Source organism: Micromonospora sp. NPDC005087 (assembly GCF_042872965.1).
Taxonomy (GTDB): domain Bacteria; phylum Actinomycetota; class Actinomycetes; order Mycobacteriales; family Micromonosporaceae; genus Micromonospora.
The window spans coordinates 156,870-179,388 of the sequence record NZ_JBIALB010000013.1; the positions used below are offsets into that span (position 1 = coordinate 156,870).

General features: G+C 72.8%; 24 protein-coding genes. 11 read left to right on the top strand and 13 right to left on the bottom strand.

Annotation, left to right across the window (positions count from 1 at the left end):
* Positions 1 to 51 precede the first annotated feature (51 nt).
* Complete coding sequence (groES, locus tag ACFYPS_RS26570; protein WP_084757526.1) at positions 52 to 366, bottom strand: co-chaperone GroES; 315 nt, start codon at positions 364 to 366, stop codon at positions 52 to 54.
* 336 nt (positions 367 to 702) lie between these two features.
* Here groES and ACFYPS_RS26575 point away from each other — a divergent pair, with 336 nt between their 5' ends.
* The 10 genes from ACFYPS_RS26575 to ACFYPS_RS26620 all read left to right on the top strand — a co-directional run bounded on the left by ACFYPS_RS26575 (position 703) and on the right by ACFYPS_RS26620 (position 9,274).
* Complete coding sequence (locus ACFYPS_RS26575; RefSeq protein WP_387327790.1) at positions 703 to 1,503, top strand: Scr1 family TA system antitoxin-like transcriptional regulator; 801 nt, start codon at positions 703 to 705, stop codon at positions 1,501 to 1,503.
* Complete coding sequence (locus ACFYPS_RS26580) at positions 1,494 to 1,682, top strand: DUF397 domain-containing protein (RefSeq protein ID WP_387327793.1); 189 nt, start codon at positions 1,494 to 1,496, stop codon at positions 1,680 to 1,682. The genes ACFYPS_RS26575 and ACFYPS_RS26580 overlap by 10 nt, the downstream gene beginning before the upstream one ends.
* Before the next feature lie 43 nt (positions 1,683 to 1,725).
* A complete protein-coding gene (locus ACFYPS_RS26585) occupies positions 1,726 to 2,928 on the top strand; it encodes a methyltransferase domain-containing protein (protein WP_354964728.1) in 1,203 nt (400 codons plus the stop codon).
* 10 nt (positions 2,929 to 2,938) lie between these two features.
* Positions 2,939 to 3,418 carry a Cys-tRNA(Pro) deacylase gene (ybaK, locus tag ACFYPS_RS26590; RefSeq protein ID WP_354964729.1) on the top strand — a complete coding sequence of 160 codons (480 nt, stop codon included), beginning with the start codon at positions 2,939 to 2,941 and terminating at the stop codon, positions 3,416 to 3,418.
* 178 nt (positions 3,419 to 3,596) lie between these two features.
* Entirely contained in the window at positions 3,597 to 4,691 is a 1,095-nt protein-coding gene (locus ACFYPS_RS26595; protein ID WP_354964730.1) for a substrate-binding domain-containing protein, read from the top strand.
* Positions 4,692 to 4,806: 115 nt separating this feature from the next.
* Positions 4,807 to 5,631: an ATP-binding cassette domain-containing protein gene (locus ACFYPS_RS26600; protein ID WP_354964731.1), complete on the top strand. Its 825-nt coding sequence runs from the start codon at positions 4,807 to 4,809 to the stop codon at positions 5,629 to 5,631.
* Positions 5,628 to 6,890: a sugar ABC transporter permease gene (locus tag ACFYPS_RS26605; protein WP_387327798.1), complete on the top strand. Its 1,263-nt coding sequence runs from the start codon at positions 5,628 to 5,630 to the stop codon at positions 6,888 to 6,890. The genes ACFYPS_RS26600 and ACFYPS_RS26605 overlap by 4 nt, the downstream gene beginning before the upstream one ends.
* A 20-nt stretch (positions 6,891 to 6,910) precedes the next feature.
* Entirely contained in the window at positions 6,911 to 8,092 is a 1,182-nt protein-coding gene (locus tag ACFYPS_RS26610) for an ROK family protein (RefSeq protein ID WP_354964733.1), read from the top strand.
* Positions 8,093 to 8,111: 19 nt separating this feature from the next.
* Positions 8,112 to 8,411, top strand: coding sequence for a DUF1707 domain-containing protein (locus ACFYPS_RS26615; protein ID WP_354964734.1), 300 nt, complete (start codon positions 8,112 to 8,114; stop codon positions 8,409 to 8,411).
* A gap of 122 nt (positions 8,412 to 8,533) precedes the next feature.
* Positions 8,534 to 9,274, top strand: a complete 741-nt coding sequence (locus ACFYPS_RS26620) for a DUF4142 domain-containing protein (RefSeq protein ID WP_354964735.1) — start codon at positions 8,534 to 8,536, stop codon at positions 9,272 to 9,274.
* Here ACFYPS_RS26620 and ACFYPS_RS26625 read toward each other — a convergent pair.
* The 7 genes from ACFYPS_RS26625 to tsaB all read right to left on the bottom strand — a co-directional run bounded on the left by ACFYPS_RS26625 (position 9,189) and on the right by tsaB (position 16,478).
* Positions 9,189 to 10,286 (bottom strand): IS481 family transposase, encoded by a 1,098-nt coding sequence (locus ACFYPS_RS26625; protein WP_387327829.1) that lies wholly within the window; start codon positions 10,284 to 10,286, stop codon positions 9,189 to 9,191. The genes ACFYPS_RS26620 and ACFYPS_RS26625 overlap by 86 nt on opposite strands.
* A 124-nt stretch (positions 10,287 to 10,410) precedes the next feature.
* The gene (locus ACFYPS_RS26630) at positions 10,411 to 12,216 is read right to left on the bottom strand and encodes an ABC transporter ATP-binding protein (RefSeq protein ID WP_354964736.1); all 1,806 of its coding nucleotides are present in this window, start codon (positions 12,214 to 12,216) and stop codon (positions 10,411 to 10,413) included.
* Complete coding sequence (locus ACFYPS_RS26635) at positions 12,216 to 13,916, bottom strand: ABC transporter ATP-binding protein (RefSeq protein ID WP_354964737.1); 1,701 nt, start codon at positions 13,914 to 13,916, stop codon at positions 12,216 to 12,218. Before ACFYPS_RS26635 ends, ACFYPS_RS26630 begins: the two co-directional genes overlap by 1 nt.
* A gap of 100 nt (positions 13,917 to 14,016) precedes the next feature.
* Entirely contained in the window at positions 14,017 to 14,271 is a 255-nt protein-coding gene (locus ACFYPS_RS26640) for a hypothetical protein (protein WP_053660576.1), read from the bottom strand.
* 14 nt (positions 14,272 to 14,285) lie between these two features.
* The gene (tsaD, locus tag ACFYPS_RS26645; protein WP_354964738.1) at positions 14,286 to 15,332 is read right to left on the bottom strand and encodes a tRNA (adenosine(37)-N6)-threonylcarbamoyltransferase complex transferase subunit TsaD; all 1,047 of its coding nucleotides are present in this window, start codon (positions 15,330 to 15,332) and stop codon (positions 14,286 to 14,288) included.
* Positions 15,325 to 15,798, bottom strand: coding sequence for a ribosomal protein S18-alanine N-acetyltransferase (gene rimI / locus ACFYPS_RS26650; protein ID WP_354964884.1), 474 nt, complete (start codon positions 15,796 to 15,798; stop codon positions 15,325 to 15,327). The genes tsaD and rimI overlap by 8 nt, the downstream gene beginning before the upstream one ends.
* Positions 15,799 to 15,800: 2 nt before the next feature.
* The gene (gene tsaB / locus ACFYPS_RS26655; protein ID WP_354964739.1) at positions 15,801 to 16,478 is read right to left on the bottom strand and encodes a tRNA (adenosine(37)-N6)-threonylcarbamoyltransferase complex dimerization subunit type 1 TsaB; all 678 of its coding nucleotides are present in this window, start codon (positions 16,476 to 16,478) and stop codon (positions 15,801 to 15,803) included.
* Between the two features lie 265 nt (positions 16,479 to 16,743).
* Between tsaB and ACFYPS_RS26660 the strand changes: the two genes are divergently transcribed.
* Positions 16,744 to 17,448, top strand: a complete 705-nt coding sequence (locus ACFYPS_RS26660) for a helix-turn-helix domain-containing protein (RefSeq protein ID WP_387327804.1) — start codon at positions 16,744 to 16,746, stop codon at positions 17,446 to 17,448.
* Between the two features lie 27 nt (positions 17,449 to 17,475).
* On the opposite strand, the gene ung is transcribed toward ACFYPS_RS26660, so the two are convergent.
* From ung to ACFYPS_RS26685, 5 genes are all read right to left on the bottom strand, one after another.
* Positions 17,476 to 18,177: a uracil-DNA glycosylase gene (gene ung, locus ACFYPS_RS26665; RefSeq protein ID WP_354964741.1), complete on the bottom strand. Its 702-nt coding sequence runs from the start codon at positions 18,175 to 18,177 to the stop codon at positions 17,476 to 17,478.
* 69 nt (positions 18,178 to 18,246) lie between these two features.
* Complete coding sequence (tsaE, locus tag ACFYPS_RS26670; protein WP_354964742.1) at positions 18,247 to 18,729, bottom strand: tRNA (adenosine(37)-N6)-threonylcarbamoyltransferase complex ATPase subunit type 1 TsaE; 483 nt, start codon at positions 18,727 to 18,729, stop codon at positions 18,247 to 18,249.
* Positions 18,726 to 19,832: an alpha/beta fold hydrolase gene (locus tag ACFYPS_RS26675; RefSeq protein WP_387327808.1), complete on the bottom strand. Its 1,107-nt coding sequence runs from the start codon at positions 19,830 to 19,832 to the stop codon at positions 18,726 to 18,728. The genes tsaE and ACFYPS_RS26675 overlap by 4 nt, the downstream gene beginning before the upstream one ends.
* Positions 19,829 to 20,947 (bottom strand): alanine racemase, encoded by a 1,119-nt coding sequence (gene alr / locus ACFYPS_RS26680; RefSeq protein ID WP_354964744.1) that lies wholly within the window; start codon positions 20,945 to 20,947, stop codon positions 19,829 to 19,831. The genes ACFYPS_RS26675 and alr overlap by 4 nt, the downstream gene beginning before the upstream one ends.
* Positions 20,948 to 21,036: 89 nt before the next feature.
* Positions 21,037 to 22,506 carry an NAD(P)H-hydrate dehydratase gene (locus ACFYPS_RS26685; protein WP_354964745.1) on the bottom strand — a complete coding sequence of 490 codons (1,470 nt, stop codon included), beginning with the start codon at positions 22,504 to 22,506 and terminating at the stop codon, positions 21,037 to 21,039.
* Between the last annotated feature and the right edge of the window lie 13 nt (positions 22,507 to 22,519).

The following is a 22,519-nucleotide window of genomic DNA, read 5'->3' on the forward strand; positions in this document are numbered from 1 at the left end:
CACTGCCCCGGCCCGGCGAGCCGGACCGGGGCAATGGCACTGATCGGTTGCTTACTTCTCGATGACCGCGAGGACGTCGCGGGCGGAGAGCACCAGGTACTCCTCGCCGGCGTACTTGACCTCGGTGCCGCCGTACTTCGAGTAGAGAACGGTGTCGCCGACCTTGACGTCGAGCGGCACACGGTTGCCGTTGTCGTCGATCCGGCCCGGGCCGACAGCGAGGACAGTGCCCTCCTGCGGCTTCTCCTTGGCGGTGTCGGGGATCACGATGCCCGACGCCGTGGTGGTCTCAGCCTCGTTCGCCTGGACCACGATCCGGTCCTCGAGCGGCTTGATCGCAACCTTGGTCGCGGTAGTCACGGGCATACCCTCCTGGGGTATTGGTTTCGTTGCTGGCCGGCGGGGCCGACCAGCGTCAATCTGCCACATGCCACCGGGCGGGGCCGTCGTCGCGGGTGCCGGTCCGCCTGGCGTTTCGCACCCGGGTCGTGAAACCCGGAAGCTGGCACCCTCAGGGTGAGAGTGCTAATCGCAGGTTATTCCGTGGCTAGCACTCCGTCAAGGAGAGTGCCAACGCACCGTTCGCCGTGTCGCCACAGATCCGCCAGTCGTTACCGCAACACGCCGGGAACACCTCGCCACAGAGTGGCCATCTCCCTACCGTCGGTTGCCTCCACCAGAAGCCGCGGAAAGGGGAGCCGAGTGTCCCGGATACCGACACTGACGTTCCTGCACGAACAGCTACGCCGCGCACGCCAGGCGCGCGGGCTCAGCCAGGAGGAGCTGGGCAAACTGATCAACTATTCATCGTCGTACGTGAGTGCGGTCGAGACCGGGCAGAGCCCGGTCAAGCCGGACTACGTCGGCCGCATCGACTCGACCCTGGACACCGGCGGTCTCTTCGTCGGCATGCTGGAGCTGATCCGCTTCCACGCCGCGCCGGACTGGTTCCGCCCGTGGGACGAGAATGAGCGGGAGGCGGCGGCGCTGCGCTGGTACGACCCGACGGTGATCCCCGGCCTGCTCCAGACCGAGGGGTACGCGCGGGCGATGCTCGGCGTGGGCGGCGAGCTGACCGCCGACGAGGTGGAGACGCGGGTGGTCGCCCGGCTCGCCCGGCAGTCCCTGCTGGCCGCCGAGCCGCGTCCGCACCTCGTCGCGGTGCTGGAGGAGCACACGCTGCGCCGGCAACTCGGCGACCGGGAGACCATGCGCGAGCAGCTACAGCATTTGCTGGTTGTGGGCACCGAGCCGAACGTGCAGGTCCGGGTCGTGCCGGCCGACGCTCCCTGGCATGTCGGGCTCAACGGCCCGTTCATCCTGGCCCGGCTCCAGAACGGGGCCGAGCTGGCCCACCTGGACAACCAGCTCCGGGGGCAGACCGTGGACAGCCCGAACGACGTTGCCGCCCTGGAGCGGCGCTGGGAGACTGTGACCGGCGAGGCGCTGCCATGCCGGCAGTCCGCCCGGCTGATCGAGGAAGTGGTGCAGACATGGACCTGACCCACGCCACCTGGCGCAAGTCCTCCCGCAGCAACAGCAACGGCGGCGCCTGTGTCGAGGTCGCCGACAACCTGCCCGGCGTGGTCGCCGTGCGCGACAGCAAGGACCCGGCCGGGCCGGCGCTCACCTTCCCCCCGGCGAGCTGGCGGGCCTTCGTCGCCGCCACGCCCACCGACTGACACCACTGTCCGGCCAGTCCGGTCGGCCCGGGACAATGCTCGGGTGGATCTCGACCAGTTGGCGGCGCTGCGTACCCCCGAGGGGTCGGCCGCGCTCGCGGCGGCGGCCGGGCTGGCCGGCGGTGACCCGCTGGTCGCGGCGTCGGCCCTGCGCGCGACCGGTGTGCCGCCGGCACTGGCCTCGGCGGCACTGACCCAGGCCGAGCTGCGCCATCGGGCGGTCGGCAAGTTCGGCCCGGCCGCCGCCGGGATGTTCCTCACCCGCGCCGGGCTGGAGCAGGCCACCCGCCGGGTGGTCGCCGACCGCCGGGCCGCCCGGCTGCGCGCGGCCGGCGTGCGTACCCTGGCCGACCTCGGCTGCGGGCTCGGTGCCGACGCGCTCGCCGCGGCCCGCGCCGGCATCCGGGTGTACGGGGTGGAGGCCGATCCGGTGACCGCCGCGATGGCCGCCGCCAACGCCGCGGCGCACGGGCTGGCCGAGCTGTTCACGGTCGAGTGCGGCGACGCCACCACGTTCGACGTCTCCCGGGTCGACGGGGTCTTCTGCGACCCGGCCCGTCGCCGGGCCGGCACCGGGCGGCGGATCTTCGACCCGCGCGCCTACTCGCCGCCGTGGGACTTCGTCACCGGGCTCGCCGAGCGGGTGCCACGCACCGTCGTCAAGGTGGCGCCGGGCCTGGATCACGCGCTCATCCCGGCGGGCGCGGAGGCCGAGTGGGTCGGCGTGGACGGCGACCTGGTCGAGGCCGCGCTCTGGTGCGGCGAGCTGGCGGAGGTGCCCCGCCGCGCCACGCTCTACCGGCAGGGAGCGGACGGCGACGAGACCCGCCGCCACGAGCTCACCGGCTCGGGCGCCGCCGAGGCTCCGGTCGGCCCGACGCGCCGCTACCTGTACGACCCGGACGCCGCGGTGGTCCGCGCGCACCTCGTCGCCGAGCTGGCCGGCGAGCTGGACGCCACCCTCGGCGACCCGAGCATCGCCTACCTCTACGCCGATCACCCGACCCGCACCCCGTACGCGCGCTGCCTGGAGGTGACCGACGTGCTGCCGTTCTCGCTCAAGCGCCTGCGGGCCCTGCTGCGGGACCGCCGGGTCGGGCGGGTGGAGATCCTCAAGCGGGGTTCCGCGCTCACTCCGGAGCAGCTCCGGCGGGACCTGCGGTTGACCGGTGACGCGGCGGCGAGCCTGGTGCTCACCCGGGTCGCCGGGGCACCGACCGTTCTGATCTGTCAGCCGGTCGACTAGGTTCGCTGACGTGGCGGGACAGGGCACTCCGGCAACGGCACTGCTGGTCAAGCGCGGGATCGCGCATCGCACCCACCCGTACCGGGTGTCGCCGGACGCGCCGAACTACGGCGCGCTGGTGGCGGCGGCGCTCGGCGTACCCCCGGAGCGGGTGTTCAAGTCGCTGGTGACCGAGGTCGACGGCGCGCTCACCGTCGCGGTCGTACCGGTCACCGGCGAGCTGGACCTCAAGGCGCTGGCGGCGGCGGTCGGCGGCAAGCGGGCGACGCTGGCCGAGCGGGCGGTCGCCGAGCGGGCGACCGGCTACGTGCGGGGCGGGATCAGCCCGCTCGGGCAGCGCCGGCGACTGCCGACCGTGCTGGACGACTCCGCGCTGGGCCTGCCGACGATCTATGTCTCCGCTGGCCGGCGCGGTCTGCAACTCGAACTGGCCGCGACGGATCTGGTGGCGTTGACCGAGGCGCGCACGGCGGCTTTGCAGGCCCGCTGACGGCTGCCGTCCATGGTCATTTCCCCTGGATGATCAGGGAGTGACAGTCGCGTTGCTGAATTGTTATCGCTCCCAACAAACTTGACGCTCCGCCGGTCTTGTGAACCGTGCGCGGGGCGCAATACGTTGCCGGGCACAACAAAAGAACACCTTCCCCCACCCCGAAAGGACCCTGCACATGCGTAAGGGGCTCCTCACCATCGCCGCCGTGGGCCTGCTCACGACCGGCAGCATGACCGCCTGTGGCGGCGACTCCGGCGACGACCAGGCCAGCTCCGCCAAGACCCCCAAGATCGGCGTCATCCTTCCGGACAGCAAGTCCTCCGCCCGCTGGGAGAGCGCGGACCGTCGGTTCCTGGAAGAGGCGTTCAAGGCCGCCGGCGTCCAGTACGACATCCAGAACGCCCAGAACGACAAGACCGCCTTCCAGACCATCGCCGACCAGATGATCACCAGCGGCGTCACCGCCCTGATGATCGTCAACCTGGACTCCGGCACCGGCAAGGCCGTGCTCGACAAGGCCAAGTCGCAGGGCGTCGCCACCATCGACTACGACCGGCTGACCCTGGGCGGCTCGGCCCAGTACTACGTCAGCTTCGACAACGAGACCGTCGGCAAGCTCCAGGGCGAAGGTCTGGTCAAGTGCCTGACCGACCAGAGCGCCAAGAACCCGGTCGTGGCGTACCTCAACGGCTCCCCCACCGACAACAACGCCACCCTGTTCAAGAACGGCTACGACTCGGTGCTCAAGCCGAAGTTCGACGCCAAGGAATACACCAAGGGCCCGGAGGACGCCGTACCGGCCTGGGACAACGCGCAGGCCGCCACGATCTTCGAGCAGCAGCTCACCAAGGCCAACGGCAAGATCGACGGCGTGCTGGCCGCCAACGACGGTCTCGGCAACGCGGCCATCTCCGTGCTGAAGAAGAACAAGCTCAACGGCAAGGTGCCGGTGACCGGGCAGGACGCCACCCCGGAGGGCCTGCAGAACATCCTCGCCGGCGACCAGTGCATGACTGTCTACAAGGCGGTCCGGGAAGAGGCCAAGGCCGCCTCCGACCTGGCCGTCGCGCTCGCCAAGGGTGAGAAGAAGGAGACCGGCCAGACGGTGAAGGACCCGGAGGGCGGCCGGGACGTCCCCTCGGTGCTGCTCACCCCCAAGGCCATCTACAAGGAGAACGTCAAGGACGTCATCGCCGACGGCTACGTGACCAAGGAAGAGGTCTGCTCCGGGACGTACGCCAAGCTCTGCGCCGACGCCGGCATCAGCTGACCGACTCCGCAGTACCCGCCGGGACGACCATCGCCGCCCGGCACGGGAGCACCCCTCCCGTGCCGGGCGGCGCCCGCCGGACGGGCCCCGACCTCCCTTGAGAAGGAGACCCCCCGTGTCCGCGACCCCCCTGCTGGAAGTACGCGGGATCGACAAGAGCTTCGGTCCCGTCCAGGTGCTCCGCGACGTCGCCCTCACCGTCCACCCGGGCGAGGTGACCGCACTGGTCGGCGACAACGGCGCTGGCAAGTCGACCCTGGTGAAGTGCATCAGCGGCATCCACCCCACCGACGCCGGCGAGTTCCTGTTCAACGGCGAACCGGTGCACATCGGCAACCCGCGCGACGCCGCCGCGCTCGGCATCGAGGTCGTCTACCAGGACCTGGCGCTCTGCGACAACCTCGACATCGTGCAGAACATGTTCCTCGGCCGGGAGAAGCGCAGCGGCATCGTGCTGGACGAACCGACAATGGAACAACTCGCCGCCGAGACGCTGGCCGGGCTCTCCATCCGCACCGTCACCTCGCTCCGCCAACACGTCTCCAGCCTCTCCGGCGGTCAGCGCCAGACCGTGGCCATCGCCAAGGCGGTGCTGTGGAACAGCAGGCTGGTCATCCTCGACGAGCCGACCGCGGCGCTGGGTGTGGCACAGACCGCCCAGGTGCTCGAACTGGTCCGCCGTCTCGCCGACAACGGCCTGGCCGTGGTGCTCATCTCGCACAACATGAACGACGTCTTCGCCGTCTCCGACCGGGTCGCCGCGCTGTACCTCGGCCAGATGGTCGCCCAGGTGAAGACCACCGACATCACCCACGCCCAGGTGGTCGAACTGATCACGGCCGGGCGCTCGGGCGGGCTCGGCCTCGCCACCGACGCGGGCACAGGCGGCAACGGCAACGGCGCACAGCCGGCCGACTCGAACTCAGGAGGCGACCGATGACCACCACCGCCGTGCGGAAGGGCGGCCCCGCGGCCGTCACACCGGCGCCGACCGTCGGGGGCCACGTCCGCAACTACTGGAGCCGGGTACGCGGTGGCGACGTCGGCGCGCTACCGGCCGTGCTGGGCCTGATCGTGCTCTGCACCGTCTTCGCGGTCATGCGGCCGTCGTCGTTCCTGTCGGCCGGCAACTTCGCCAACCTCTTCACCCAGGGCGCGGCGGTCACGCTGATCGCGATGGGTCTGGTCTTCGTGCTGCTGCTCGGCGAGATCGACCTCTCCGCCGGCTTCGCCAGCGGGGTCTGCGCGGCGGTGCTGGCCAATGTGGTCACCGTGCTCGGTTACCCCTGGTGGGTGGCCGTGCTCGCCGCAGTCGCCACCGGTCTGGTCATCGGCACCGGTCTCGGTCTGCTCGTCGCGAAGATCGGAATTCCGTCCTTCGTGGTCACCCTCGCCGGCTTCCTCGCCTTCCAGGGCATCGTCCTGCTGCTCGTGAAGGAGGGAACCAACATCTCCGTCCGGGACGAGGTGCTGGTCGCCATCGCCAACCGCAACCTCAGCCCCGTCCTGGGCTGGGTGCTGGCCGCCCTCGCGGTCGCCGGGTACGGGACGGTGCAGCTGCTGCGGCACCGCAACCGGGTGGCCCGCGGTCTGATCACCGACCCGATCGCGGTGGTGGCGCTCCGGATCGGCGGGCTGGCCGTCATCCTCGGCACGGCGGTGTACGTCCTCAACCTGGAGCGCAGCCGCAACGTACTGATCGTCTCGCTCAAGGGTGTGCCGATCGTGGTGCCGGTCATCGCGGTGCTGCTGATCGTCTGGACCTTCGTGCTCCAACGCACCAGCTACGGCCGGCACATCTACGCCGTGGGCGGCAACCGGGAAGCGGCCCGCCGGGCCGGCATCAACGTCGACCGGATCCGGATCTCGGTGTTCGTGATCTGCTCGTCCATGGCCGCCGTCGGTGGCATCGTGGCGGCCAGCCGGGCCAACTCGGTCGACCCGAACACGGGGGGCAGTAACGTACTGCTCTACGCGGTCGGCGCGGCGGTGATCGGCGGCACGAGCCTCTTCGGCGGCAAGGGCCGCGTCCTCGACGCCGTGCTCGGCGGCGCGGTGGTCGCGGTCATCGAAAACGGAATGGGCCTGATGGGGTACAGCGCGGGAGTCAAGTACGTGGTCACCGGCGTCGTGCTGCTGCTCGCCGCGAGTGTCGACGCCGTCTCCCGCCGCCGCGCGGCGGCCACCGGCACCCGCTGACCGCGGGAGGTAGCACCGCGATGCGCCCGGCACCAAGCCAGGACGAGGTCCGACGGCAGAACCTCGGAGCTCTGCTGCGGCACGTGCACGTCCACGGGGCGACCACACGTGCCGAACTCACCACCACGCTGGGCCTGAACCGCAGCACCATCGGCGCACTCACCGCCGACCTGGCCGGAGTCGGGCTGGTCAGCGAGGAAGCACCGAGGGAGACCGGCCGGGCCGGACGACCGTCGCTGGTCGTCCGGCCCGAGTCGGACCGGGTGTTCGCGTACGCGTACTCCGTTGAGGTGGATCGGCTGCGCGCCGCCCGGATCGGCCTCGGCGGCGCGGTGCTGGACCAACGGGAGCTGGACCGACCGCGCGGCCTGCTCGCCGCGGAGGCGGCGCCGCTGCTGGCCGGCGCGGTCAAGGAGATGCAGCAGGGCGTACCGCCCGACGCGATCTGCGTGGGCGCCGGCGTCGCGGTCTGCGGCATGGTCCGCCGCGACGACGGCCTGGTCCGACTCGGCCCGACCACCGGCTGGGTGGACGAGCCGATCGGCGCGGCGCTCGGCGCCGAACTGGGCATCGACGTGCCCATCACGGTGGGCAACGTGGCCGACGTGGCCGCGTTCGCCGAGCACGCGCGAGGTGTCGCCGCCGGCTGCGACAACGTCATCTACCTGTACGGCGACGTCGGCGTGGGCGCCGGCATCATCGCCGGCGGGCGTCGGCTGACCGGGCACGGCGGGTACGGCGGCGAGGTCGGCCACATGAAGGTGGTCCGCGACGGCATGCCCTGCGAGTGCGGTTCCCGGGGCTGCTGGGAGACCGAGATCGGCGAGCACGGCCTGCTCCGTGCCGCCGGGCGCTCCGACGCCCGGGGCCGGGACGCGCTGCTGGCGGTCTTCGACGCCGCTGACCGGGGCGACGCCCGGGCTCAGACGGCGGTCCGCCAGGCCGGTGACTGGCTCGGTTTCGGGGTGGCCAACCTGGTGAACGTCTTCAACCCCGAGATGGTCATCTTCGGCGGCACCATGCGCGACCTCTACCTCGCCGCGGCAGCCCAGGTCCGCAGCCGGCTCAACTCCAACGCGCTCGGCGCCTGCCTGGAGCACGTCCGGCTGCGCACCCCCAAACTGGGCAAGGACGCGCCCCTGATCGGCGCCGCCGAGCTGGCCTTCGAACGGCTGCTCGCCGACCCCCTCGATGTGGGCTGATCCGCGTACCCTGTCCGGCGTGGATGTCGAGCTGCGCGCCTCCGACGACGACCGCAACCGGGTGGTCGCCGAGCTGCACCGGCACACCACGGCGGGCCGGCTCACCCTGGACGAGTTCTCCGACCGGGTGGGCGCGGTGTGGAGCGCCCGCACCCTCGGTGACCTGGCCGCACTGACCCGCGACCTGCCGGCCCTGGCCGCCGACGCCTCGGCCGGCGGCGACCCCACCGGGCACGGCCGCCGGGAGCTGCTGGTGCTCTTCGCCGTCGCCGCGCTCACCCTGCTGCTGCTCGGCGGCTTCCTCGCCGTCACCCGCTGACCCGCTGCCCCAACCGGTGAACTGATCGGGCGGTCAGTCCGTACCAGTGGACGGACGGGCAGTCGGCACGCGACTGCCCGGTCCAGACGCGTTTCGGTCCGGACCGAGGAGGCACCGCAGACATGGCACCGCTCAGATCCGCCCGTCGCCGGCCGGGCAACCGGACCCACCGGGCGGCGATGCTGCTCATCGCCGTCATCGCGGGGGTCGGTGTCCTGCCCGGCGTGGCCGTCGCCGCACCCGCCGGCGGGCAGCAGCTCAACGCCGCCGACATGACGCTGCTCAACGGGGTGCGGCTGGCCGGGCTGTGGGAGATGCCGGCCGGTCAGATGGCCGCCGAGAAGGGGCAGTCGGCCAAGGTCCGGGAAATCGGCGCGGGCATCGCCAACGAGCACCAGAAGCTCGACCAGCTCGTCGTGGACGCCGCCAACAAGCTGGGCGCGAGCATCCCGTCCGAGCCGACCGCCGAGCAGAAGGGCTGGCTGTCGGAGATGCAGAAGGCCTCCGGCGCCCGGTTCGACCAGATCTTCGTCACCCGGCTCCGGGTGGCCCACGGCAAGATCTTCCCGGTGATCGGCGCGGTGCGGGCGAGCACTCGGGACGCCACCGTCCGCAAGCTCTGCGACGACGCCAACAGCTTCGTGCTGCACCACATGCAGATGTTGGAGAGCACCAATCTGGTCCGCTGGCCGGAGCTGCCGCCGGCGGCTCTGCCCGCCCCCGGCAACGACGGGCTGCTGGCGGCCGCCGCCGCGAACACCGGCCCGCAGGTCGGTGTCAGCAGCACCGTCGTCTGGCTGGTCTTCCTCGCCGCGCTGGGCACCGGCGGGATCGCCACCTACCGGATGCTGCGCCGCAGCTGACCGTCGGTGCTGCACACCTGTGCTGTCCAGGGACGTTGGTCAACCTGGTGATGGGTGGTAGGCCGCCGGTGGCGGTGTGGGGTCGGTGGTGATTGTAGTGATGCAGGAAGGCCGGTAAGGCCTTCCTGCGGGCTTGTTCGCAGCTGTAGAAGCGGGCGATGGCCCAGCCGTCGGTCAGGGTCCGGTGGAACCGTTCGACCTTGCCGTTGGTCTGCGGCCGGTAGGGGCGGGTCTTCTTCGGCGTGATCCCGAGTTCGGCGCAGGCGTCGCGCCAGGCATGCGACTTGTAGGCCGAGCCGTTGTCGGACAGGACGCGTTCGACGGTGACGCCGCGGGCGGCGAACCAGCCGACCGCGTTGCGCAGCACCTCGATAGCCGTGGCGGCTTTCTCATCGTCACGGATCTCGGCGTAGGCGACCCGGGAGTGATCATCGACGACGGTGTGCACGAACGCGGTGCCCATCTGCGGTTCGTAGACGCCGTTACGTGCCCCGGTCCGTCGTGCGGTGGCCTGACGGTTGCGCCCGCCTTGCTGGCGGCCGACGAAACGCCAGCCGCCGCCGTCAGGGATGTTGCCGTACTTGGTGACATCCACATGCAGCATCGCTCCCGGATGCGGGTGCTCGTAGCGGCGGATCGGCTCCCCGGTGACCCGGTCGATGTGGGACAGCCGCTGCAGTCGACACCGGGTCAGCACCGCGTGCACGGTCGAGGCCGGCATGCCCAGACGCCCGCCGATCTGCACGGGTCCCAGGCGTTGCTTCCACCGCAGGTGCACAATCTTGCGCACCACCGGCCCCGTTGTCTTCGCGGGACTGCGGTGCGGCCGCGACGAACGGTCCTGCATGCCCTCGACGCCCTGCTGCCGGTATCGCTGCGCCCACCGGTCCGCGGTGCGCCAGGACACCTCGTAACGACGCGCTGCCGCAGCGACCGGCCAGCCCTCATCCACGATCAGACGCGCCAAGCGCAGACGTGCGCGAGGAGTCAAGGCAGCGTTAGCGTGGGACACGAAGGCCTCCTGGTTGGCGGAGCGGTTCCTCGACAGCTCCACTCCACAACCGGAGGCCTTCACCTACCTACGACATCAGATCGTGTCGTCACACAACCTCGACCAACCTCCCTGGACAGCACACCTAGCTCGTGGCGGGTCGGTCGTCGGGCGCGTCGCTGTGGTGCCAGGAGCGCCACAGCGCCGCGTACGAACCACCGGCCGCCACCAGCTCGTCGTGCGGGCCCAGCTCGGTGATCCGGCCGTCCTCCACCACCGCCACCCGGTCGGCGTCGTGCGCCGAGAAGAGCCGGTGCGCGATGGCGATCACGGTACGGCCGGCGAGCACGGCGGCCAGGGAGCGTTCCAACTCCCGGGCGGCACGCGGGTCGATCAGCGAGGTCGCCTCGTCCAGCACCAGGGTGTGTGGGTCGGCCAGCACCAGCCGGGCCAGCGCCACCTGCTGCGACTGCGCCGGGGAGAGCGGGTGGCCACCGGCGCCGACCACGGTGTCCAGCCCGTCGGGAAGCGCGTCGGCCCAGTCCAGGGCGGCGACCGCGGCGAGCGCCGCCCGCACCTGCGCCGGGTCGGCGCCGGGCCGGACCATGGCCACGTTCTCCCGCAGCGAGCCGATGAAGACGTGGTGCTCCTGGGTGACCAACGCGACGTGCGAGCGCAGCTCGTCCAGCGGCAACTCGTCCAGCCGCCGGCCGTCCACGGTCACCGAGCCGCTGCGCGGGGCGTGCACCCCGGCCAGCAGGCGACCCAGGGTGGACTTGCCGGCGCCGGACGGCCCCACCATGGCCAGCTTCTCCCCCGGCCTCGGGATCAGGGTCACCCCGTGCAGCACGTCCCGCCCGGTCCGGTACGCGTACCGGACGTCGCGAGCGGCGAGCTGCTCGACGCCGCCGTCGACGGACGCGGCGGGGGACGGCGCGGTGCCGGCGGGTCGCGCGTCGGCGGCGGGGCTGTCGCCGGTGCGGGCCACCCCCAGCAGCCGGGCCATCGACGCGCCGCCGACCTGGAGCTCGTCCAGCCAGGACAGCAGCCGGTCGACCGGGTCCACCAGCTGCTGCACGTAGAGGGTGGCCGCGGTGACCTGACCGAGGCTGACCCAGCCCCGCAGGTAGAACCAGCCGCCGATCAGCAGCGTGGCGACCACCGGCACCACGTACCCGATCTCGGCCACCGGGAAGAAGACGGTCCGCAGGTTGAGGGTGTACCGCTCCGCCGCGTACGACCGGCGGACGTCCACGTCGGTGCGGGCCCGGCGGCGCGCCTGCTGCCGCAACGCCTCGGTGGTCCGCGAACCCTCGACGGTCTCGCTGATGCCGTCGGTGATGTCCGAGTAGGCGGCGTTCTCCCGCAGGTAGCCGGCGGGTGCGCGGCGCAGGTACCAGCGGGTGCCGGCCCAGAGCAGCGGCACCGCCAGCAGGCAGGGCAGCGCGAGCAGCGGGCCGATCAACAGCAGCGCGCCGATCACGAACCCGGTGGTGACCACCGCGATCAGAGTCTCGGGCACCGCCAGGCGGACGGTCCGCGACAGCGCGGAGACGTCCCGGGAGGTACGGGTGAGCAGATCGCCGGTGCCGGCCCGCTCGACGGTGGCCAGTGGCAGGTCGAGGATCCGGTCCACGAACTCCTCACGCAGCTCGGCGAGGACCCTCTCACCGAGTCGGGCCGAGGCCAGGTGGGCGAACCGGACCAGCACCGACTGGGCCAGCACGAAACCGCCGATGAGCAGCGCGGCCCGGTCCACGGTGGACTGACCGACACCTCGGGCGATGCCCTCCACGATGTCGCCGAGCAGCCGCGGCGCGGCCAGCCCGGCGGCTGCGGCCAGCGCGTGCAGGCCGAGCGCGGCGGCCAGCGCGCGCGGGTGCCGGCGGACCAGCGTGCGCGCGTACCGGCGGACCTGCCGCGCGTCGGCGACCGGCAGTGCGGTGGCCATCAGTCCTCCTCCCGGCTGACCGTCGCCCGGTAGCGCGGCTCGCCGTCCAGCAGCTCGGCGTGCGTCCCCTCGGCCACCACCTTGCCGTCCTCCACGAAGATCACCCGGTCGGCTCGGCTGAGCACCAGCGGGCTGGTGGTGCAGACCAGGGTGGTCCGGCCGGCGCGCGCGTCACCCAACCGCTGCGCGATGCGCGCCTCGGTGTGCGCGTCGACCGCGCTGGTCGGCTCGACCAGCAGCAACGTCTCCGGGTCGGCGACCAGCGCGCGGGCCAACCGCAGCCGCTGCCGCTGCCCCCCGGAGAACTCCCGGCCACGCTCGGCCACCGCACTGTCCAGCCCGTCGGGCAGCGCCTCGACGATGTCCGTGGCGCTCGCCGCCACCAGCGCCGCGGCGAGTGCCGCGTCGTCGCCCCGGTCGTGCGGGTCCAGCTCCGTGCGGAGCCGGCCGGTGAACAGATGTGCGTCGTTGTCGGCCACCAGGATCCGCGCGCGCACCGTCGCCAGTGCCAGCGACCGCAGCGGTACGCCGTGCAGCGTGGCGTCCGAATCGGTGTACCGGCCGAGCCGGTCCACGATCGTGGCCGCGTCCTCGGGGGCGGTGGCGGCCAGCGCGGTGAACCGGCCGGGGAGCAGCACCACCCCCGAGTCGGGGTCGGCCAGCTCACCCGGCCCGTCCGGCAGCGCCACCGGCTGCGCCGGATCGACCAGCTCCGGGGTGAGTTGCAGCAGCCGGACCACCCGGCGGGCCGACACGTGCCCACGGGTCAGCTTGTCGACCGCCTCGGTGAGGTTGCGCAGCGGGCTGACCAGGAACGCGGTGTAGCCGTAGAAGGCGACCAGCTGCCCGGCGCTGATCTGGTCACGCAGCGCGAACCGGGCGCCCAGCCAGGTCACCAGCACCAGGAAGGCACCGGGCAGCAGCACCTGCGCCGCCTCCAGCAGCGACTCCACCCGCGCCACCCGCAGGCCACGCGTACGCAGCTCCTGCGACCGGGTCCGGTAGCGGGCGGAGAGCACCGGCTCGCCCCCGACGCCGCGCAGCACCCGCAGCCCGGACACGATGTCGCCGGCCCGGGTGGTCAGCGCTCCCTCCGCGTCCCGGTACGCCTGCTGCTGGCGGTGCAGCGGCCGGATGAGCAGCGCCACCACGGCCATCAGCAACGGCACGCCGAGCACCACGACCAGCCCGAGCGGCATCGAGGCGTTCAGCAGGATCACCGCGACGGTGGCGATCGCGACCAGCGAACCGGCGCCCCGGGCGGTGATGTCGATGGCGTGCCCGATCTGGCCGATGTCGGCCGTGCCGATGCTCACCACCTCGCCGGCGGCCACCCGGCGGGGCAGCGCGGCTCCGAGCCGGTTCGCCGCCTCGACCGTCAACTGCACCGTGCGGTATGCCCCGGCCAGCCAGTTGTGCACGGCGCAGCGGTGCCGCAGGATCCCTGCTGCCGCCTGGAGCACGCCCAGCCCGAGCAGCACCAGACCCCAGGTGAGCAGGGCGTCCTCGTCGCGGCGTGCCAACCCGTCGACGGCCCGGCCGACGGCGGCCGGCATCAGCGCCTGCGCCACCATCCACACCACACCGAGCGCGATGCCGGCGGTGAACAGCCGCTTGTGCCGTCCGGCCAACCAGATCAGGTAGCGGGTCGCCGACCGGGCATCGGGTACGCCGGGTTCGCCGGCCGGTGAGAAGCGCATAGCGGCTCGACGCTAGGCGGCGACACTGGCCCGGGCGAATCAATTACCGCCCGAAGGCGCCGAAGGTGCCGCAGCTCACGGCGCGGGCGGGGTCGACGGGTCAGCGGTCGACCTGGGTGAAGTCCCAGGAGTGCGGGGCGCGGGCCACCAGCAGAGCCGGCGGATCCGGTAACGGGCGCGGGTTGCTGCGCCACTTGGAGATGACCACCACCCGGTGGTCGGTGGAGGAGAAGACCTCGCTGGACACGTGCAGCGGGTCGTGCTCCAACTCGGGCAGGGCGGTGTCGCACACCCAGGTGATCAGGTCGGCGACGCCGTACGCCTCGGCGCGCGCCTCCCACATCCGCACGATCATGTCCGTCGCCTCCGTCACACGCTGACCGTGGTCAACGGCAGCGCCGAGTCGGCCGGCAGGTCCAGCCGGCTGGGCGCCACCCCGGCGGCGACCAGGTGCGACCCGAGCGCGGCAACCATCGCCCCGTTGTCGGTGCACAGCTTCGGCCGGGGCACCCGGACCCGGATGCCGTACTTTTCGGCCCGCTGCTCGGCCAGAGCTCGCAGCCGCGAGTTCGCCGCCACGCCCCCGCCGATCACCAGGGTCTCGATTCCGTTCGCCCGGCAGGCGGCGAGCGCCTTGGTGGTCAGCACGTCACACACGGCCTCCTGGAAGGACGCGGCGACATCGGCCACCGGCACGGGCTCGCCGGCGCGCTGCCGCGCCTCGACCCAGCGGGCCACCGCCGTCTTCAGTCCGGAGAACGAGAAGTCGTACCGGTGCGCGGCTAGGTCCTTGGCGGCGGTCAGGCCGCGCGGGAAGGCGATCGCGGCCGCGTCGCCGGCCCGGGCCTCGCGGTCGATGGGCGGTCCACCCGGGAACGGCAGCCCGAGCAGCCGGGCGACCTTGTCGAACGCCTCGCCGGCCGCGTCGTCGATGGTGGCGCCGAGCGGGGTGACGCCCCGGGCCAGGTCGTCGACCAGCAGGAGGGACGAGTGCCCGCCGGACACCAGCAGCGCGATGGCGGGTTCGGGGAGCGGACCGTGCTCCAGGGTGTCCACGGCGACGTGCGCCGCCAGGTGGTTGACGCCGTACACCGGCTTCTCCGCGGCGACCGCGTATCCCTTGGCGGCGGCGACGCCGACGAGCAGCGCGCCGGCCAGCCCGGGGCCGGAGGTGACCGCGATGGCGTCGATGTCGGCCAGGGTGACGCCGGCATCGGCCAGCGCCCGGTCCATGGTCGGCACGATGGCCTCGAGGTGGGCCCGGCTGGCCACCTCGGGCACCACGCCCCCGAACCGGGCGTGCTCCTCGACGCTGGAGGCGAGCGCGTCGGCCAGCAGTGTGTGCCCTCGCACGATGCCGACGCCGGTCTCGTCGCAGGAGGTCTCGATGCCCAGGATCAGCGGTTCGTCAGCCATGGTCGTGTGGTCCGTCCCCGGTCGACTCGGCGACGCGCTGCATGACCAGCGCGTCGGTGTTGCTCGGTTGGTAGTAGCCGCGCCGCACCCCGATCGGCTCGAACCCGTACATCGCGTAGAGCCGCTGGGCCGGAGCGTTGTCGATGGCGACCTCCAGCAGGGTGCTGCGGGCGCCGACCCGGGCCGCCTCGGCGAGCAGTTCCTCCAGCAGGGCACGGCCGACGCCGCGCCGCTGCGCGTCGCGGCGGACCGCGATGTTCTGCACCCACACCTCGTCCGGCGGAGCCCCGGCGAGGCCGGCGTAGCCCAACACCGTGCCGTCGTCGTCGACGGAGACCCGGTAGTGGTGCCCGTTCGCCAGCTCGTTCCAGAACATCGCCGGCGACCACTGCTCGGCACCGAAGAGGTCCGCCTCGATCGGCAGCACCTGGTCGATGTGCCACCAGCGGAACCGGTCCAGCCGCACACTCACGGGAGGACCGGTTTGCGCGCGGTCGCCACCACGGCGTCCGGACGGCGCAGGTAGAGCGGGGTGAGCCGCTCACCGGGTGCGCCGGCCCGGATCCGCTCGGCGGCGAGCAGCGCCAGCACGGTGGCGTCCGGGTAGCGCGGCTCGACCCGGACCGGAAGGCTCAGAGTCTCGGCGTACCGGTGTGCACCGTCACCGACCGCGACCGTCGCTCCCAGTTCCCGGGCGCGGGCGGCGGCCACCGCGGGCGTGGAAACCTCGGGTCCGACGATCCGCTGGCCGGCGCCGTCGTAGACGGCCCAGTAGAGCTCCTTGCGCCGAGCGTCGCTGGCGGCCAGCACCGGCTCGCCGGCTGCCGCCGGGTAGCCGATGCCGTCCAGCGAGCAGACGCCGTACGTCGGGATGTTGAGCGCCTGGCCCATGGTGGCGGCGGTGACCAGACCCACCCGCAGTCCGGTGAACGGCCCCGGCCCGAGCCCCGCGACGATGGCGCCCAGGTCCCGCGGGCGCGCGTCGGCGTCGGCGAGGACCGCGTCGACCTGAGGGGCCAGCAGTTCACCGTGCGCGCGGGCGTCGACCGTGCATCGGTGCGCCCGGGACGCCACACCGTCCGCCGAGACCTCCACCAGCGCTGCGGTCACCGCGGGGGTCGAGCTGTCCACCACGAGTACGAGCACGGTTAGCCAGCCTAGCCGCCCCAGCCCGGCCCACCACCCGGTGGCCCCGGCGAAGGCGCGGGGCTTGGGTCAGGGGGCCGGTCACCCCCCTGAGCGTGATACCTCTCAGGCATATTTATGCCTCACAGGTATCAGGCTCATCAGAGCGAGGCCCGCCGCCCCGAGGCACGTCGTCCTCCTGGGGTCGGCTCCCCACCGGAGCCCCGTGAGTCGACAAGTTGCCTCACCGGTATCGCCGCCGCTTCCCCTGATCCACGATGCCGGGATGTCCTCCACTCGCCTCGTCCCCCTCCTCGGCGCCGTCGTGCGACGGCAACGGCACCTGTGCGAGCTGAGCCAGCGGGAGCTGGCGGACCTGGCCGAGGTCAGCCAGGCAGCCGTCGCCCGGATCGAGCGCGGCGATCGGGCGCCCAGCATCCCGGTGCTGGAGCGACTGCTCGCGGCCATGGACGTGCAGTTGGTTGTCGGGGTCGAACCGCTGGACGCGCACCTCGACGCCCGGATCGACGACCTGGCCGCCCGCCCGATCGCCGAGCGGATCGACGAGCTGGGCCTGCACCGGATGCTGGACCGGCTCACCGACTTCCCACAGGTGATCACCGGAAGCACGGCGGCCCTGCTGCAGGGCGCTCCGGTGCCGGTCGAGGCGCTGGAGATCGCCGTGCGTTGGCAGGACTCGAAACTGTTCACCCGCTGGCTGGAGGCGGCCTACGGCCAGCGGTGGAACGCCCGCTGGGGTGAGTTCGGCGGGGTGTGGTTGGAGCCCGAGGAGCAGGGCGAGCACTTCTGGACGACCCGGTACGGCGAGATCAGGGCCACGATGTGTGACGAACTGCCCGAAACGATCGAGGTACGCCACGGCGGCCGGAGTTACCGGGTCGTGCCGCTGGTAGAGCTGGAGCTGACCGAGCCGCGGGCCGGCGACCTGCTGCGCCGCTACCGGGCCCGGCAGGTCGCCAGCGGGAAGTGACGGTCCCGACCCGTCGGCGGGACCGCGTCAGCCGGCGGTGCGGTCCCAGTCGATGGTGGGCAGGCCGGCGTCGGCCAGCGCCTTGTTGGCCGCGCTGAACGGCCGGCTGCCGAGGAAGCCGCGCGGGTTCATCGGGCTGGGGTGACCGGCCTCCAGCACCACGTGCTGCGGGTTGGTGACCAGCGCGGCCTTCTTGCGGGCATACCCGCCCCAGAGCAGGAAGACCACCCGGTCGGGTGACGCGTCCAACGCTCGAATCGTGGCGTCGGTGAACTCTTCCCAACCGGAGCTGGCGTGCGAGCCCGGAGTGGCCTGACGGACCGTCAGCACCGCGTTGAGCAGCAGCACGCCCTGCGCGGCCCAGCCGTCGAGGTTGCCGCTACGCGGCTTGGGCACGCCCAGGTCCTCGCCCAGCTCCTTGAAGACGTTGCGCAGCGACGGCGGCACCGTCACCCCGTCCCGGACGCTGAAGCTCAACCCGTGCGCCTGCCCGGCCCGGTGGTACGGGTCCTGCCCGAGGATCAGCACCCGGGTGCCCTGCGGCGGGCAGAGCCGGTATGCGGAGAACAGGTCCGCCAACGGCGGGAAGACGGTGTGCGTCGCGTACTCCCGGGCGACGAACTCGGCCAGCGCGGCGGCGCGGGCCGGATCCAGGTGGGGGGTGAGCACGGCACGCCACTGCTCCGGCAGCAGGGCCAGCAGATCCAGGGCGGGGGCGTCGTCGGGCATCGGGAACCTCTCACAGCGCGGGTCGGTCCCCCGCACTCTAGGCATCGGGTACGACAGCGGCCCGGCGGCCTAACCCAGGTCGGCGAGCCGCCGGGACCAGTCGCCACCGACCGGGTCCAGCTCGACGATCCGGGTGTCGTCGTCGCGGCGGTCGATGCGGACCCGCAGGTGCGCGTCCACCAACTGCTCCACCAGCCCCTCGCCCCACTCCACCACGGTCACCGACTCATCGACCGATGCGTCCAGGTCCAGGTCGTCGATCTCGGCGCGCGGGTCCGTGGCGTCACCCAGCCGGTACGCGTCGGCGTGCACCAGGGCCACCCGGCCACCCCGTGCCGGATCGGGCCGGTGCACCCGGGCGATCACGAACGTCGGCGAGGTGACGTCTCCGAGCACCCCGAGCCCGGCGCCGACGCCCTGGGTGAGGGCGGTCTTGCCGGCGCCCAGCGGCCCGGTCAACAGCACCAGGTCACCGGCGCGCAGCAGCCCGGCCAACCGGCGGCCGAACTCCCGGGTGTCCTCGACGGTCGGGAGCTTGACGACGTGACTCACCGTTCCTCCACGCTCTCCAGTGACTCGAGGAACTCCGCCAGCGCGGTGTTGACCTCGTCCGCGTGCTCCAGCATCACCACGTGCCCGCTGTCCTGGATCTTCACGAACTCGGCGTGCGGCAACCGCCGGACGATCTCCTCCGAGTGTGTCACCGGAGTGATCATGTCCTTGTCGCCGACCACCACCAGCACGGGGGTGTCGGCCAGCGCCGCGAGCGCCGGGAAGCGCGAGTGGGTCGCCAGGGTCCGCAGGTAGCGGGTCACCGTGTCGGCCGAAGTCCGGGAGTTCATCATCTCCACGTAGGACACCAGCGCCGGGCTGGGCTTGCGGGTGCCGAAGCCGTACTTGCGGGTCAGCAACCAGGCCACGTTCGAGGTCGACTTGCGGGCTTTGTCGATCACCGGCCCGCCGTACCGGGTGGCGTTGCTGACCATGAACAGCACCGGGCCGCCGACCCGGCCGAGCAGCGCCGGCGCGACCAGCTTGGTCTCCGCGATCAGCCCGCCCGAGGTGGCCATCAGCACCGTACCCACCACCCGGTCACCGAACAGCTCCGGGAACAACTCGGCGAACGCCATGATGGTCATGCCGCCCATCGAGTGACCGACCAGCACCAGGGGCCCCTCGGGCGCGGTCCGGTCGATCACTCGGCGCAGCGTCTGGCCGAGCGCGGCGAGGTCGTACTCGCCGCTCTCCAGCCGGCCGGACCGACCGTGACCGGGCTGGTCGTACGTCACGATCCGGTAGTCGCCGCGCGCGGCGAGCATCTGGCGCTGGAAGTGGAACGTGCCCATGTCCAGGCAGAAGCCGTGCACCAGCACCACCGTCGGGTGCCCGGGCACCGGCCGGGTCGGCTCGACCACCTCGACGTGGATGTCGGTGCCGTCCGGCAGCTCCAGCCGGAACGCGTCGTCGTACCGCTGCTCGCCGAACGTCTCGTGCGCGTAGCGGTCCGTCGGGTCGGCCTTGAGCCGGCGGACCAGCGTGCGCTCGGTCGCGACGCCGGCCGCCAGGCCGGCCGCGGCCACTCCGACCGCGGCGCCGACCAGCCCGGCGACCCGGCCGGCAGCGGTCCGCGGTCGTGGAATGCGGTACGGGCTCATGGCCGCTCACCGTCATAGACCCGGGGCACCCGGGTGCTGCCGAACCGGGTGACGATCTCGTAGTTGATCGTGCCGACGGCCTCGGCCCAGTCGTCGGCGGTCGGCTCGCCGTCGGCGCCGCTGCCGAACAGCGTGGCGATGTCGCCGTCGGCCACCGGGTCGTCGCCGCAGTCCAGCACGAACTGGTCCATGCAGACCCGCCCGGAGATGGTCCGCCGCGCGCCGGCGAGCTGCACCGGCCCACTGTTGGACGCGTGCCGGGGCACTCCGTCGGCGTACCCGAGCGGCACCACGGCCAGGTTCGCGTCGCTCGCCGTGGTGTAGGTGTGCCCGTAGGAGACGCCGGTGCCGGACGGCACCCGCTTGGTGAGCATCACGCGGGCCCGGGCGGTCATCGCGGGCCGCAGCCCGTACGTCTCGCCAGCCACCGGGGAGAGCCCGTAGACGGCCAGCCCCGGGCGGACCAGGTCGAAGTGGGTGTCCGGCCGGGTCAGGGTGGCCGCCGAGTTGGCCAGGTGCCGCCAGCGCGGGCGCAGCCCGGCCCGCTCCACCATCGCCAGCCCCTCGTGGAAGACGGCCAACTGCCGGTCCGTGGTCGGGTGGCCGGGCATGTCCGCGTACACGAAGTGGCTCCACACACCGACCACCTCGACCAGGCCGTCGGCCTGCGCCTTGGCGGCGGCGTCGAGCAGCGCCGGCCAGTCGGCGACGGTCGCCCCACCCCGGGACAACCCGGTGTCGATCTTCAGGTGCAGCCGGGCCGGGCGCTCGGCACGCCGACTCGCCTCGATCATCTCGTCCAGTTGCGCCAGGCTGGCCGCCGCCAGGTCCACCCCCGCGCTGACGCCCTCGTGCAGCGGCAGGCCGGGCGCGAGCAGCCAAGCCAGCACCGGCACGGCCACACCGGCCCGACGCAGGGTGAGCGCCTCGTCGAGGGTGCAGACACCGAGCCAGTCCGCACCGGCGTCGATCGCCGCCCGGGCGGCCGGGACCATGCCGTGGCCGTACCCGTCGGCCTTCACCACCGCCATCAGCTCGGCGTTGGTGCCGGACCGGAGTCGACTCACGTTCTCACGGATCGCGTCAAGATCGACGCGTACCTCGGCCTGCCACATGAGCCCAGCCTACTTTCCGCCGTGATCACCGCGGGCGGCGACGCACGTCCCGAGTCATCGATCCGGTCATCCCGGCCGCAACGCCGCGATCAGCCCAGCCGGGCAACGACCGGACGCAGCGCGGTGGCCACGTCGGGCGCGGTCACCGGCCCGCCTCGGGCCGCCTCCCGGCCGGCCAGCCCGTGCAGGTACGCGGCCGAGGCCGCCGCCCGGTCCGCGGGCACACCGCCGGCCAGCAGCGAGCCGAGCAGCCCGGCCAGCACGTCGCCGGTGCCGCCGGTGGCCAGAACCGGGGTGCCGGTGGGGTTGACGTACGCCCGACCGTCCGGCGTGCCGATCACCGTGCGGTCCCCCTTGAGCAGCACCACCGCGTTCATCCAGGCGGACAGCCGCAGCGCCGCGGCGACCCGGTCCGCGCCGGGCTCCTCCCCGCAGAGCCGGGCGAACTCCCGGTCGTGCGGGGTGATCACGATCGGGGCGTCCCGGCCGCGCAGCCGGTCGGCGAGCGAACCGTCGACCAGCAGGGTCAGCGCGTCGGCGTCGAGCACCACGGGCACCGGCGCGGCCAGCACGGCGCGCAGCTCGGCCGCCGCGTCCTCCCCCGTGCCCAGCCCGGAGCCGCAGACCCAGGCCTGCACCCGGCCCGCGTCGGCGACCCGGCCGGTGGCGATCACCGAGGGATGCTGGTGCAGCACCTCGGCCCGGGCGCCGCCGGCGTAGCGGACCATGCCGGTAGGCCCGGCCAGTGCCCCGCCGACGGAGAGCACCGCTGCCCCCGGGTACGTCTCCGAGCCGGTCGCCAGGCCGACCACGCCCCGGCTGTACTTCTCCGATGCCGGGCCCAGCCTCGGCCACCAGTCAACCAGGTCGGACCACTCGGTGACCCGCAGCGCCGGGGTGCCCCGCAGCCACGGCCGCAGCCCGATGTCGACCAGTTCCACCTGACCGGCCAGCGGGGCTGCCGGCCCGACCACCAGGGCGGGCTTCAGCGCGCCGAAGGTGACCGTCACGTCGGCGCGGACCGCGGTGGGCCGGCCGGACGCGGACAACGGCACGTGCCCGGTGTCCACCGCCACTCCGCTCGGCACGTCCACCGCCAGCACCGTGGCCCGGCCGCCGTCCCGCCCGCGCAGCTCACCGAGACCCTGGACCACCTCGTCCGCGTTCGTCCGCAGCCCGCCGGTGCCACCGATGCCGACGATGCCGTCCAGCACCAGGTCGACCGGGCCGGTCGGGTGGTCCACCAACCGGCCGCCCGCGGCCCGCAGCGCGGCCAGCCCAGCGGCGTGCGCCCGCCCGGGAGTGAGCAGTAGGGCGGACACGGTGACGCCCCGACGGGCCAGCCGCTCCCCGGCGTACAGGGCGTCGCCACCGTTGTCGCCGGAGCCGACCAGCAGCAGCACCTGCCCGCCGTACACCCCGCCCCGCTCCGCGAGCAGCAGCGCGGCCCGACGGGCCAGACCGGCGGCGGCCCGCTGCATCAGCGTGCCCTCGGGCAGCGTGCCCATCAGCCCCGCCTCGGCCGCCCGTACGTCGGCCACCCGCCACACCGATCTCATGCCACCGCCCCAT

Coding starts and splice junctions, on each gene's coding strand:
- ung (WP_354964741.1), bottom strand. CDS start 18,177: ATGCCCGACGACGCCCCCGCCCTGGATCTGCTGGCCCTGCTGCCGGAG.
- ACFYPS_RS26635 (WP_354964737.1), bottom strand. CDS start 13,916: ATGCGCTTCTCACCGGCCGGCGAACCCGGCGTACCCGATGCCCGGTCG.
- ACFYPS_RS26660 (WP_387327804.1), top strand. CDS start 16,744: ATGTCCTCCACTCGCCTCGTCCCCCTCCTCGGCGCCGTCGTGCGACGG.
- ACFYPS_RS26630 (WP_354964736.1), bottom strand. CDS start 12,216: ATGGCCACCGCACTGCCGGTCGCCGACGCGCGGCAGGTCCGCCGGTAC.
- groES (WP_084757526.1), bottom strand. CDS start 366: ATGCCCGTGACTACCGCGACCAAGGTTGCGATCAAGCCGCTCGAGGAC.
- ACFYPS_RS26620 (WP_354964735.1), top strand. CDS start 8,534: ATGGCACCGCTCAGATCCGCCCGTCGCCGGCCGGGCAACCGGACCCAC.
- tsaD (WP_354964738.1), bottom strand. CDS start 15,332: ATGGCTGACGAACCGCTGATCCTGGGCATCGAGACCTCCTGCGACGAG.
- ACFYPS_RS26675 (WP_387327808.1), bottom strand. CDS start 19,832: ATGAGCCCGTACCGCATTCCACGACCGCGGACCGCTGCCGGCCGGGTC.
- alr (WP_354964744.1), bottom strand. CDS start 20,947: ATGTGGCAGGCCGAGGTACGCGTCGATCTTGACGCGATCCGTGAGAAC.
- ACFYPS_RS26685 (WP_354964745.1), bottom strand. CDS start 22,506: ATGAGATCGGTGTGGCGGGTGGCCGACGTACGGGCGGCCGAGGCGGGG.
- ACFYPS_RS26580 (WP_387327793.1), top strand. CDS start 1,494: ATGGACCTGACCCACGCCACCTGGCGCAAGTCCTCCCGCAGCAACAGC.
- ACFYPS_RS26610 (WP_354964733.1), top strand. CDS start 6,911: ATGCGCCCGGCACCAAGCCAGGACGAGGTCCGACGGCAGAACCTCGGA.
- ACFYPS_RS26595 (WP_354964730.1), top strand. CDS start 3,597: ATGCGTAAGGGGCTCCTCACCATCGCCGCCGTGGGCCTGCTCACGACC.
- ACFYPS_RS26640 (WP_053660576.1), bottom strand. CDS start 14,271: ATGATCGTGCGGATGTGGGAGGCGCGCGCCGAGGCGTACGGCGTCGCC.
- ACFYPS_RS26605 (WP_387327798.1), top strand. CDS start 5,628: ATGACCACCACCGCCGTGCGGAAGGGCGGCCCCGCGGCCGTCACACCG.